The sequence below is a fragment of the Luteimonas notoginsengisoli genome (genome assembly GCF_042648885.1).
Classification (GTDB): Bacteria; Pseudomonadota; Gammaproteobacteria; order Xanthomonadales; family Xanthomonadaceae; genus Luteimonas; species Luteimonas notoginsengisoli.
Window position 1 is genome coordinate 43,542 of record NZ_JBHRYF010000017.1, and the last position, 12,242, is coordinate 55,783.

Consider the following 12,242-nt stretch of genomic DNA (forward strand, 5'->3'; position numbering starts at 1 on the left):
TCCGGCTTTCAACGCTTGGTCCGTGACGACCAATGGATGTGGGCGATCCGCCAGCCCTCCGGTGTCTGCCGGAGCACCATGGTCTCGGCGCTGAGCAGCACCAGGGGTTTGCCGTCCTTCTTGGCGTGTAGTTCGCTTTCGCTGCCGATCCAGACGAGGTCGCCGGCAGTGCGTGCACGGCGCCGCAGCAACTGGCGGTGGGTTCCCTCCAGGAACTTTGCGTCACTGATGGCGTGGTGGCCGAGGTACTCGTCGCGGCTGCGTTCGGCCCCGCCCGATTCCAGGATCAGTACGTCCCGGGCGAGCAGCTCTTCCACTGTTTTCAGGTCGCCGCTGGCCAGGGCATCGCTGAACCGTTCGGCGACCGCCACGGCCGCTCCGGCTTGGGCAGGCACGTCGATCTGCGGCTGGTGCGCCGCTGCCGGGTGGTGCGCGTGCGAAGCCGCATCGGGCGCGGTCTGGGCGGACACGGTGCTGATTCCGCCCGCGGCGAGGATCAGGACCAGAAAGGTTGCGACAGATTTCATGTTCATAGCTCCGTGATCAGTGTTCGTGGTCGTGGCCGTCGTCGGCCGGATTCGTTTGCGGTGCAGGGTGTGATTCGACGGTTCCGTCGGCATGGCGGTGCTCGACCATCCGCGGTTGCGCCTCGGGCTCGTGGTGATCGGCAGCCGTGCCCGGCGGATGTGCGTGCGGCGCCTGGCCGCCATCGCCGTGGTGGTCATCCATGCCGGTCTGCGGTTTGGCCGCCGCGTCATCATGGGGCGGCGTGCCTGGTGGATGCACATGGCCCCCGGAACCATCAGCCGCTGCGGCGCCTGCCGCTGGATCGTCATGATGGTTCGCCGCGGCGCCTTCCCCATGAGGATGTGGCTGGGTCTCCCCGCCGCCGTGCGAATGCCCGCCGCTGCTGTCGACTATGGCCTGGTACCCGGCTTCGTCGAGCGTCGGCAGCACCTGGAGGAACGCGGCCATGTTCCAGATGTACTCGTCGGCCATGCTCTCGCCCCAAGCCGGCATGCCCGATGCCTTGATGCCGTGCTTGATGACCCAGAACGCTTCGGCGGCGTCGACCATGTGCCGGGTCAGGTTCGGCGGGGCGGGGTACAAACCCCGGCTCAACTCGGTATCCGGCATCCCCGGTGCCAGATGGCAGCCGGCGCACATGGCGGCATAGTTGCCCGAGCCCTGGACGATCCGCGCCGGATCCTCCAGGTTTGGCACCTGCAGCTCCTTGGCCCGGACCTTGATCGAGCGTTCGCGCAGCGTTTCGAGTGCCGAGTAGACCGGTCCCGTGTGCGGGTCGTCGGCGCCGATGTTGTACAGCCCCGACCAGACGAAGCCCGCCATCGCCAGCACGGCGATGAACGACAGTCCGACCAGCACGATCAGAGTTTTGCGTTTTACGAATGCCATGGTGGTGGTCTCCCCTAGAACCAGATGCGGATGCCGGCAACAATGCGCGTGTCCTCTATGTCGTCGGACTGTTCGCGCCGGTAGTCAGCAGTGCCGCCGTAAGCGCGTTCCCACACCACACCGATATAGGGCGCAAACTGGCGGTGGAACTCGTAACGCAGGCGGAAGCCCGCTTCCAGCGTGCTCAGGCCGCTGCCGATGCCGCGCTCCGGATCGTCCTGGCCCCATGCTTCGGCTCCGACCAGCCATTGGCCGATCAGCCGGTTGGTGAACAGCGTCTCGTACTCGGCTTCCAGCCCGAGCCCGGTCTGGCCCGACTCGCCCAAGTAGGCCGTGGCATCGACCTCGAACTTGTACGGCGCCACGCCCATGACGCCGACGGCAGCGAAGGTCGGCGATGGCCCCTCGCCAAAGTCGTGGCGGACGCCCGCGACGAGGTCCCACCAGCGTGCGATCGCGCGGCCGTACAGGACCTCGACATCGGCGGACTCATTGGTGCCGCCCACGCGCTCGCCTTCGCTGCGCAGCCACAGGCGATTCAGGTCGGTGCCTATCCAGGCGAGCGCCTCCCAGCCCACGCCTGTGCCTTCGTCGTCGGCATCCCAGGTCTCCAGCCGGTCGAGCAGCCAGTACGAATGAATCGCCGTGTCGTGGACGGCGTGGCCACCGACGTCCGGGAACGCAGCAGCGCGGTCACCGGGTGTGACCGGCGGAATCGGGTCGCGCGGTGCCGCGGTTGCGGGCAGGTCCTCATCCACAACGGTGCCGTGGCCCATGGCGGCGTGATCCACCGGTTCGGCCGGCGGAGCAGCCGTTGGCATGTGATGTCCTGCATGGGGATCGGCCGGTTCATCCGTTGCAGAGGCCGACTCGGCAGGCGCATGCACCGAGTGATCGACCGACGGTTCCTGCTGCGCGGGCTTGGCAGGCGGCGGCATGTGGTGGCTGGCATGCGGATCCTGCGGCGCCGGCGTCTCCTGCACTGGCGCGGCGGGCTCGACCGGGTGGTGCATGGAATGATCGACTTCCTGGCCCCAGGCGGGCGCGGCGCCCAGTGACAGCAGAACTGCCGCTGCCATGAGGGCAGTGCGTGGGTCGTGAGTGGACAGGTTCATGGCATTCACTCCTTCACCTGAACTTCCCGGAACATGCCGGCTTCCATGTGGTAGAGCAGATGGCAGTGGTAGGCCCAGCGGCCGAGCGCGTCGGCACGCACGCGGTAGCTGCGCTTGGTACCCGGCGGCATGTCGATGGTGTGCTTGCGCACTTGGAAGTTGCCGTCGGCGTCCTCCAGGTCGCTCCACATACCGTGCAGGTGGATCGGATGGGTCATCATCGTGTCGTTGACCAGGACGATGCGCATGCGCTCGCCGTAATTGAGCCGGAGCGGCTCGGCGTCGGAGAACTTCATGCCGTCAAACGACCACGCAAAACGCTCCATGTGGCCGGTGAGGTGCAACTTGACGGTGCGACCGGGCTCGCGGCCGTCCGGGTCGCGGAAAGTGCTGCGCAGGTCGGCGTAGGTCAGCACCCGACGTCCGTTGTCACGCAGGCCGATGCCGGGGTCATCGAGCTTCGGCGCGGGGTTCATGGTCTGCATGTCGACCAGCGGATTACCCTCCTCGCTGGCGGGGTGCTGCTGCATGCCGGCTGCGCCGTGGTCCATCGTCGCCATCGGGCCAGGCTTCATTGACGACGTGCCGTGCTGGCTGTGGTCCATGCCGGCGTGCTGCGTCCCGGCCATCGCGCCGGCTGACGACATCGCGGCCATGTCGTGGCCCGTGGCTCCGTGGTCCATGCCGCCCATCATTCCGTGCCCCATGTCATCCATGGTCAGGATCGGCTTGGGGTCCACCGACGGCACCGGCGCGCGCAGGCCTTCGCGCACCGCCAAGGTGCCACTGACATAGCCGGTGCGGCCCAGATCCTGCGCAAAGATGGTGAAGGCATCCTGCCCGCTGGGTTCGACGATCACGTCGAAGGTCTCGGCGGTGGCAATGCGGAACTCGTCGACGCTGACGGGATGCACGTACTGTCCATCGGCCGCAACCACCGTCATCTTCAGCCCGGGGATACGCACGTCGAAATGGGTCATCGACGATCCGTTGATAAAGCGCAAGCGGACCTTCTCGCCGGACCGGAACAGGCCGGTCCAGTTGCCCAGGGAAGTGGTTCCATTCATCAGGTAGGTGTAGGTGTTGCCGTTAACGTCCGACAGGTCGGTCGGCGTCATCCTCATCTCGCCCCACATCTTCCGGTTCTGGAGTGTGGCCGTGAGCCCATGCTGCTGGACGTCTTCGAAGAAGTCGCCAACGGTCTGTTTGGCGTAGTTGTCGAAATCGGACATCTTCTTGAGCCGGGCGAACAAGTAGGTCGGATCAAGATCAGTCCAGTCGGTCAGCATGACCACGTAGTCGCGGTCGTAGGCGAAAGGCTCCGGCTCGAGGGGCTCGATCACAAGCGGCCCATACAGACCGGCCTGCTCCTGGAACGCAGTGTGGCTGTGGTACCAGTAGGTGCCGCCCTGCACGACGTTGAAGCGATAGTGGTAGGTCTCGCCACGATCGATGCCGTCGAAGCTCAGCCCCGGCACACCGTCCATGTTGGCCGGCAGCAGAATTCCGTGCCAATGGATCGAGGTTGAATGGCCGTGGATCGAGTTGGGCGGTAGCGCGTTCCTGACCCGCAGGTTCACCGTGGTGCCTTCGCGCCAGCGCAGCAGCGGCGCAGGAACGGAACCGTTGACCGTGATCGCGGTCCGCGTTGCGCCGGTGAAGTTCATCGGCGTCTCACCGATGGTCAGGTCGAACTCGGTGCCCGACAGGATGTTGGGCACGCCTTGGGCATTGACCGCCCAGCTGTAGCGGGGCCAGAACCCCAAGGCGGCGACGGCACCGCCAGCGGCCAAGCCCTGCACGAAGCGGCGGCGCGACGGCGCAAGCAGCCCACCGGCGACCCGGTCGAAAGAATCGGATGACATGGAAGCTCCGTAAAGCGTCAGAGGGCTCGCGCGAATTGCGAGCGGATGCCTCGCCTGCCATGGAGATGGGCAGGCGGAAACGCGCCAGTAAGGCGCAGCAGGACGCTTAGCCGATCGGAGGTCGGATCAGGTGAGGCAGTGCAGGAGACGCATGGGCCGAGTACATCGGCCGGACGCTATCGGTGTGCTCGGGCACCGTGGCATTTAAAACGACCGCGACCACCGCGGCTTGGCAGTGATGCATGCAAGCACAGCGGCATTCACCCGTCTGGCAGCAGTCGCCAGGCGACTGCTGTTCTTCCCCTCCAGGAGAGCCTCCGCCATGAGCATGCCCCTCGAGGGGAGCCGAGCCTTCGGTGGGCTGGCCATGGCAGGGCTTCTTGGACTCTGCAGCCGACTGCGAGGCAGAATCTGCCGGGGTGTCCGAAATGCCCGCCGTGGAGTGGTTCGCGTGCATTGACGCCACTGCCACGCCCATGCCGTCGACCAACAAGGCGACAATCAAGAACAGCTGCAACAGGATGGAGCGGGCAGGCATGCCGCAAGTATACCGATGGCCGTAAAGCCCAGGTGAGTGGCGTGCAAGCGACAGGTACTTAGTATCGGCGGCGGGGTACAGCGCGCCCCGCATGAAAATGGTCCCATTGACCTCCTGACGCTTGGCTCCATTTTAACTAGGGGAATCAGTAACGTAGGTCACCGCCGTGTACGTTCACGCAGAGCCGCCCTACGCGGAGCCCAACGCGGGATGAGTCTTGGCGTGCAGCTCCGATCACGGAGACCGTTATCGGCTCCCGGTAGACCGAGCCGTACGGGTGCAGTCGCTAGAGTAGGCGGCTGCTGGTCAGCAGCCAGGAAGCGTTGGGCGGCAAACCGCCGAACGCCCTATCGCACCTGTTGCAAGTCGGCTATGCCAAGTGCGCGTTGAGCGGGGGCAGCAGGGTCACACGTGGTAAGTTGAGGTCGAAGCTGGCGACGCAGTGCTGGGCTGCTCGTGTGCGTTGACCAAGGCCCGCGCGAGCATCCCGGCCCCGCCCCAGACCAGCTGAAATGTGAACGCGTGGGGCGTGGTCTTGGTCTGGCTCCAAGCCGTCTCATTGGCGACCTGTTCCTGGGTAATGGCGTCGTTGATGAGAAGCAGCTTCAGGAAATCTCGACGCGGCTGCTCCAGTCGCTCGGGATGCTCTAGAAAGGGGTGGGGCCGTCGCCCCAACAACCGATGAATTACTGGCTAACGCCGGCAACTTGGCGAGACAGAAATGGGATGAACTGCTTTCGCCCAAGCTGCTGCGTGAGACTTACGCGAACTCCAACCTCGATCTCGACGAGGCGCGCGTCTGGCTTGCTCAACTGGCCCCTTGTCTGAAGACGACCGCTTCTCCCGAGCGCGTTCTGCCTAATGCCGGCTCTGCGGTGAAAGCGACCGCCCCGCAGCAGGCGGTTAGGGATGTTTATCGGGGGTGAGGATGGCAGCTGGCCCGCGGCCGCGCTACTGTCGCTCTTTTGATTTATTGGCCGGGAGCCGACATGAGCAAGGATCCGACTCGAAAACGAAAGACAAAATTAAAGGAGCTCCGCAAGGAATCTGACGCGGCCGCGGCCCGAGCACTTGCAGAGCTGCACACGGTTTAGGATTGGAAATCCGGATCGGTGATGCCAGCGCCACCTCGTATTGAGCGAGGATAGCTGGGGCATGGAATCAAAGCAGGACGTTGTCCCTCGACCTGTCCATCATTGGAAGATTGGTCCCGCCCAGTATTTCCTTCGATCTCCATCTCGCGGCCGGCTGCGCGCCACCCGCGGTACTGGACAAGGCGGGCGCCTCAGGCGTGCGAGGTCAGGCGCTCCGGCACCGGCTTGGTCTTCTCCAGGCCGAAGCGCGTGTATGTCCATACAAAGGCGAAGAATCCGAAGTAGATGGCAGTCCAGAAGCGCCCGAACCAGGTCTCGATGCGGTTGGCGTCCACGTCGTGGCCAAGCCAGTGCGGGAGCGCCTGGGCGAACACGCCGGCGCCGATGACGCCGAGCATCAGGAACGACAATGCGAACAAGCCGAGCGCAACCTTGTAACCCTGGCCGCGGTAGCGGATGGACTTCACCTTTCCGCGATCCAGCCACGGCATGAAGAACAGCACGGCGATTGCCGCGAACATGACCAGCACGCCCCACAGCTTGATCCCGAGGAACGCGGGCACGACGCGCAACATCGCGTAGTACGGGGTGAAGTACCACACCGGTTTGATGTGTTCCGGCGTCACCAGGCGGTTGGCCTCGACGAAGTTGTCGTGTTCAAGGAACCAGCCGCCGAAGGTGGGGGCGAAGAAGATGATGAAGGCGCCCACGAGCAGGAACACGGACGTGCTGAGCAGATCCTCGACGCTGTAATAGGGATGGAAGGGAATGCCGTCGAGCGGCACGCCTTTCGCATTGAGGCTGTCGCCGATCTCGATCCCGTCCGGATTGTTGGAGCCCATCTCGTGCAGCGCCAGGATATGGATCGTCACCAGCAACAGCAGCGCCAGCGGCAACGCGATCACGTGCAACGCGAAGAAGCGGTTGAGGGTGGCGTCGCCCGGCAGGTAGTCGCCCATGATCCATTCGGTCAGGCCGTTGCCGACGACGGGTATCGCACCGAACAGCGAGATGATCACCTTGGCGCCCCAGAACGACATCTGGCCCCACGGCAGCACGTAACCCATGAACGCCTCGGCCATCAGCACGAGGTACACCAGCATCCCCAGCACCCAGACCAATTCGCGCGGCTTCTTGTACGACCCGTACAGCAACGCACGGAACATGTGCAGGTAGACGACGACGAAGAACAGCGAGGCGCCGGTGCTGTGCATGTAGCGGATCAGCCAGCCCCACGGCACATCGCGCATGATGTACTCGACCGACGAAAATGCCTCGGCCGCGGACGGCTTGAAGTGCATCGCCAGGAAGATTCCCGTGAGCAGCTGGTTGACCAGCGCCACCCCCGCCAATGCGCCAAACAGGTACCAGACGTTGAAGTTCTTCGGCGCGTAATAGGTTGCGGTGTGGGCCGACACGAAAGACAGCCAGGGCAGGCGATCCTCGATCCAGCCCAGCAGGGGATTCTTCGGATGCAGGCGGATGATCTTCAGGGCCATGGCTTCATTCCCCACGCTGGTAGGCCGCAGACTCGTCGGGGGCGAGCGCGATGACGTGCTCGATGCCTTGGCGGAACATCTTGGTGTAGGGGCAGATGCGTTCTGTGTTGCGGACCAGTTCCGCCGCGAGCGCGCGATCGAGGCCGGGCAGGCTGATCCGGGCCTCGGCCGTAAGTAGGAACAGACCGTCGACCGGGTCCCGGGCCGCGGTCACAGTGGCTTCCACGCTGGCATCGACCAGGACGATCCCGGCACGCGCGGCGAGCAGGCTCAAGGCGCCATGGAAGCAGGCTGCATAGCCGGCGGCCAGCAACTGCTCGGGATTGGTGCCGCCACCCGGCCCGCCGAGCTCCAGCGGCAGGCGCATGGCGACGTCGAGTGCACCATCATCGGATCTCGCGATGCCCGAGGCGCGTCCATGCGCGGCCTCCCCGCCGGTCACGCGCACACGGCCGGTGTAGATCGGCTTGGCGTCCTCGCCGCGGTACTTGTCCAGAAGATTCTGGGGAGGGGGCTGTAAAGGGGTCACGGGAAGGCCGTTGGCATGATCGGAAATCTGGAGTGGCGAGGCCGGCGCACTGCTGGCATCAGGACGCTCGCGCGCGCGGCGCATCGGCTGGAACGAAGCGGGGCTGATCGACGACCCAGCGCTCGAAACTCAGTTCGCCGTGCCAGGCAGACGCGCCAGGCATCAGGGTGTCGGTATCGAGCTCCGCGCCGAAGTAGGGTGCGTGTACGTCGCTGACCACGTCGCGTGGATCCCCGGTGATCGCCATGAAGCGCTTGGCCAGGCTGGCCAGCGACTCGCTCTCGGGCCCGGCGATCTCGATGATGCCGTTGACCGGTTCCTGCTGTGCCAATCGTGCCACGTCCCTGGCGACGTCCTCCGCGGCGATGGGTTGCACCAGCGCCGGTGACAGCCGCACCGTGTTGCCGTCGGCGGCCGACTGGATCATGCGCGGCAGGAACTCGAAGAACTGGGTGGAATGGATGATGGTGTAGGGAATCCCGGAATCGCGGATCAACGCTTCCTGCGCGATCTTGCCGCGGAAATAGCCGCTGGCTTCCAGTTTCTCGGTACCCACCACCGACAGCGCCACGTGATGGCCGACGCCGGCCCTGGCTTCGGCGCCCAGCACGTTGCGGCCTGCTGTCTGGAAGAAGTCGAGCACTGCGGCGTCCTCGAACGAGGGCGAATTCGCCAGGTCGATGACCACGTCCGTTCCCGCCATGGCGGCGTCCAGGCCCTCGCCCGTCAGGATGTCGATGCCGGTGGAGGGCGCCGCCGCAACTACCTCGTGGCCTTGCCCGGCCAGTCGCGAGACGACCTTGCTGCCGATGAGTCCGGTACCACCAATCACTACGAATTTCATGTTGTTTCTCCACTGCTGGAGTTTGGGGGAGGGCGATTGGAATTCCGTTTCCGGGAGTGCCCGGGAACACCTGGGGATGCTAGGGAGCGTGCGTCGACAGCAGAAGACTCGTGTCGGCATGCATGGTGTTGCCCTTTGCGCACCAATCCCGTGCGCTTCGACTGTGCCCGCAAGACGCTAGCGCAAACCGGCGGGGGCAGCCGCGGCAATGGCACTGTTTCTGAGCACGCAACACCACGCGTCCGCCCGCGGGCCTAGCGCGAGATTGAGGCGCCGCCTAGTGTCGATCCCGGGCGCGAAGCCTTCGCGTCGTCCCCGACCCTCCCCCGTTTCAAGGAGCATCAACATGAGCCAACGCGCCGATTTCATGCAGCAATCCCCGGAACTGACCAGGAAGCTCGTCGAGCTCGACGCGCTGTTCAAGAAGACGACCATCGAGGAGTCGATCCAGGATCTGGTCAAGATCCGCGCCTCGCAGATCAACGGCTGCGCCTTCTGCCTGGACATGCACGTCAAGCAGGCCACGATCCACGGCGAGCGTCCGCTGCGCATCCTCCATCTGCCCGCATGGCGCGAGTCGCCGCTGTTCAACCCGCGCGAGCGCGCGTCGCTGGCATGGGCCGAAGTGCTCACGCAGATCCCGGCGCAAGGCGTGGCCGACGACTACTACGAGCGGGTCGGCGCGCAACTCTCGGAAAAGGAAATGTCCGACCTGGCATTCATCGTTGCGTCGATCAATGCCTGGAACCGGATCAACATCGGTTTCAGGACCGTGCCGGGCAGCCGCGACAAGGCGTTCGGCCTGGACAAGGCGAAGCTCGCCTGATCCACCGCATCGGCCGGGCACTGCCGGTGCCCGATCTTCCCCCACGTCCCCCAAAAGGAGCCTTCGATGAGCATCCATCATTGCCTCGGCATTTGCCTGCTGCTCTCGTCAACCGTGGCGATGGCGCAGGAGCCTGTCGCCGCCGCGCCATCGCCGATCGCCACGCCGGTCATGACCCAGCCATTGCCCGAGTTCCCGGGCAAGGAAGTCCTGCTCCTGTCGGTCGAGTTCCCGCCGGGCGCGGTCGATCCGGTCCATCGCCACGATGCCGAAGCATTCGTCTATGTCCTGGAAGGAAACATCATCATGGGCGTCGCCGGTGGCAGGGAAGTCACCCTGCGGCCCGGCGACACCTTCCATGAGCGTCCCGAAGACCTGCACACGGTCGGGCGCAATGCCAGTTCACAGAAGCCGGCCAGGTTCCTCGCGTTCCTGATCAAGGACGCCGGCAAGCCAGCGGTGATCCCCGCCGACTGACGCCGCGTCGCGAATCGCGGCTGAGCCGTGTCTTCCTCAGGACTTCCAGGACCCCGGGTGAAACCGGGGTTCTTTCTTCTGCGCGAAACAAGGGGGATCTACGTGCCGATGCATTCTCGCGCGTCGAACCCAGTCCGATCATGTGTGCGCAGTCCGGTCGAAGGTGACGCGCGTATCGCGGAGAACCACCGCCCGGACAGCACTGACGACGAGTCCAAACCTCGCAATCGCGGACCGCCCAGTCGGTTCTCGGAACCGGGCTACTCCTCGAACGGGGATTCCAGCAGCGCATCCACCGACGAAGGCGGATCGTAATCGGGCACGAAACGCTCGCCGAAATCCCTGGCGAAGTTGTCGTACGTGGTTTCGGGTCGCGCCTCGGCGATCCTGCAAACTGCATGCGCGAAATGGTGCTTCATGCCCAGACGGGGGAACGCATCGAGGATCCGCGCCATGTCGGCTTGCGGAATCGACTCATAACGCCATCCGCCCCAATCGACGCCGACACCCAGGGTGCACAGCGCGGCTTCGGTTTCCTTGTGGAGGCAGATCGACGGGGTGGAGTTGAGTGCGATGCTGTCCCATATCAATTGGGTGCGACGTTCATCAAGGCCTTCGCCGCGGACGAAGTCACGCGCGGCGTTGGCGCCTTCCACCTCGAACCGGAGGGAGCCACTGCCCGCCTTCGTCAGGCCGAGGTCGTGCAGCAGCGTTGACACCGCCAGTACCTCGGCATCGCAGGGCTCGTCCTTCTGGTCCGCCAGGATTACTGCGAACAGCCAGGATCGCATGACGTGGTTGAAAAGGTAGGGTTCGGAGTTTTTGCGCACGTACTCGATGGCCCGCGAGACCAGGGGCGTGTCGGGCACGGTGATGCCGGCCAGGGTACGCATGGCGGGCTCACGGGAATGGCGCGAGTACGAGGGCGGCGCCCGGCCGATGCTCGACAGCGTTTGCATGGGAATTCCTCCTATGGAGATCCGGTTGGCACAAGCAGGTCAAGCACCGCGTCGGCGAATGCCCGTGGTGCTTCCTGCGGCAGGTTGTGTCCGACGTCCTGGATGATGCGATGCGTCCTGCGACCGGCAAACAGCGCTGCGCTGGACTTGCCGTCCGTGGCTGGAACAACGCCGTCCGCATCACCGTCCAGGGTGATCGCGGGCACGGTGATGGGGGGCAGCGAAGCCAGTCGGCGCTCGACTTCCCGATAGCGTGCGAACCCATCCGCCAATCCCATCCGGTGACGATACGAATGGATCACGACGTCGACGAAATCCGGATTGTCGAAGGCCTCTGCGCTGCGCTCGAAAGTCGCATCGTCGAATGCCCAGGTCGGTGAATTGTTCTCCCACAGGATCCGCGCGATTTCCCTTCGGTTTGCCGCCAATCCGGCACGGCCGCGTTCGCTCTGGAAGTAATGCTGGTACCACAGGCCCCATTCGATGCGTGCGGGCGCAGGCCGCTCCGAGTGCGCAATGTCCTGGATCAGGTAACTGTTCACGGAGACCAGGCCACGGCATCGGTGAGGCCAAAGCGCGGCAGCCACGCACGCGGCACGGCCACCCCAGTCGTAGCCAGCCAGGACGGCGCTGGGCATCCCCAGGGCATCCATCAGGTCCATGACATCCGCTCTGATCGCGCCCTGCTGTCCCGCGCGCGGCTCATTGGCATCGATGAAGCGCGTTGCTCCATGCCCACGCAGATAGGGGACCACGACGCGGCACCCTCGTGAGGCCAGTATCGGCGCCACTTCCTGATAGCTGTGGACGTCGTACGGAAACCCGTGGAGCAGGAGGACGGGATTCCCGTCCCGGGGCCCGGATTCGAAGTAGGCCACGTCCAGCTGGCCCGCCCGGATCGTCCTGGCTTGCCCCAGCTCGGCGCGCAGCATTGCGCGTGGGGACGTCGCGGCTGCGCGGGCGATCAGCGAATGGCCGGCAGCCGCGGTGATTCCGCCCAGGGCGACCCCTTTTGCGGCGCCGCCGATGATCGCGCGCCGCCGCTTGTCGATGTGTTCGTGCATGGGATTTCTCCGGCGG

12 protein-coding genes are annotated in these 12,242 nt (G+C 65.0%); 2 read left to right on the plus strand and 10 right to left on the minus strand.

Going from position 1 to position 12,242, the window contains the following annotated elements:
- Positions 1-8: 8 nt before the first annotated feature.
- The 8 genes from ACFOM9_RS15255 to ACFOM9_RS15290 form a co-directional block, all read right to left on the minus strand.
- Positions 9-527: a nuclear transport factor 2 family protein gene (locus ACFOM9_RS15255; protein WP_386712803.1), complete on the minus strand. Its 519-nt coding sequence runs from the start codon at positions 525-527 to the stop codon at positions 9-11.
- Positions 528-543: 16 nt separating this feature from the next.
- Complete coding sequence (locus ACFOM9_RS15260; protein ID WP_386712806.1) at positions 544-1,386, minus strand: c-type cytochrome; 843 nt, start codon at positions 1,384-1,386, stop codon at positions 544-546.
- Between the two features lie 44 nt (positions 1,387-1,430).
- Positions 1,431-2,531: a copper resistance protein B gene (locus ACFOM9_RS15265; RefSeq protein WP_233740735.1), complete on the minus strand. Its 1,101-nt coding sequence runs from the start codon at positions 2,529-2,531 to the stop codon at positions 1,431-1,433.
- A gap of 5 nt (positions 2,532-2,536) precedes the next feature.
- Entirely contained in the window at positions 2,537-4,396 is a 1,860-nt protein-coding gene (locus ACFOM9_RS15270) for a copper resistance system multicopper oxidase (RefSeq protein ID WP_386712811.1), read from the minus strand.
- Positions 4,397-4,502: 106 nt separating this feature from the next.
- Positions 4,503-5,027, minus strand: coding sequence for a CopL family metal-binding regulatory protein (locus tag ACFOM9_RS15275; protein ID WP_386712814.1), 525 nt, complete (start codon positions 5,025-5,027; stop codon positions 4,503-4,505).
- Between the two features lie 1,192 nt (positions 5,028-6,219).
- Positions 6,220-7,527 (minus strand): cytochrome b, encoded by a 1,308-nt coding sequence (locus ACFOM9_RS15280; RefSeq protein ID WP_386712817.1) that lies wholly within the window; start codon positions 7,525-7,527, stop codon positions 6,220-6,222.
- 4 nt (positions 7,528-7,531) lie between these two features.
- Positions 7,532-8,140 carry an OsmC family protein gene (locus ACFOM9_RS15285; protein ID WP_386712820.1) on the minus strand — a complete coding sequence of 203 codons (609 nt, stop codon included), beginning with the start codon at positions 8,138-8,140 and terminating at the stop codon, positions 7,532-7,534.
- On the minus strand, positions 8,115-8,900 hold the full coding sequence (locus ACFOM9_RS15290; RefSeq protein ID WP_386712823.1) for an SDR family oxidoreductase: 786 nt from the start codon (positions 8,898-8,900) through the stop codon (positions 8,115-8,117). The genes ACFOM9_RS15285 and ACFOM9_RS15290 overlap by 26 nt, the downstream gene beginning before the upstream one ends.
- A gap of 346 nt (positions 8,901-9,246) precedes the next feature.
- Between ACFOM9_RS15290 and ACFOM9_RS15295 the strand changes: the two genes are divergently transcribed.
- Complete coding sequence (locus ACFOM9_RS15295; protein ID WP_386712826.1) at positions 9,247-9,726, plus strand: carboxymuconolactone decarboxylase family protein; 480 nt, start codon at positions 9,247-9,249, stop codon at positions 9,724-9,726.
- A gap of 66 nt (positions 9,727-9,792) precedes the next feature.
- Positions 9,793-10,203, plus strand: a complete 411-nt coding sequence (locus ACFOM9_RS15300; protein ID WP_386712829.1) for a cupin domain-containing protein — start codon at positions 9,793-9,795, stop codon at positions 10,201-10,203.
- Between the two features lie 260 nt (positions 10,204-10,463).
- On the opposite strand, the gene ACFOM9_RS15305 is transcribed toward ACFOM9_RS15300, so the two are convergent.
- On the minus strand, positions 10,464-11,162 hold the full coding sequence (locus ACFOM9_RS15305; protein ID WP_386712832.1) for an HD domain-containing protein: 699 nt from the start codon (positions 11,160-11,162) through the stop codon (positions 10,464-10,466).
- 11 nt (positions 11,163-11,173) lie between these two features.
- Complete coding sequence (locus ACFOM9_RS15310; protein WP_386712835.1) at positions 11,174-12,226, minus strand: alpha/beta fold hydrolase; 1,053 nt, start codon at positions 12,224-12,226, stop codon at positions 11,174-11,176.
- Positions 12,227-12,242 lie beyond the last annotated feature (16 nt).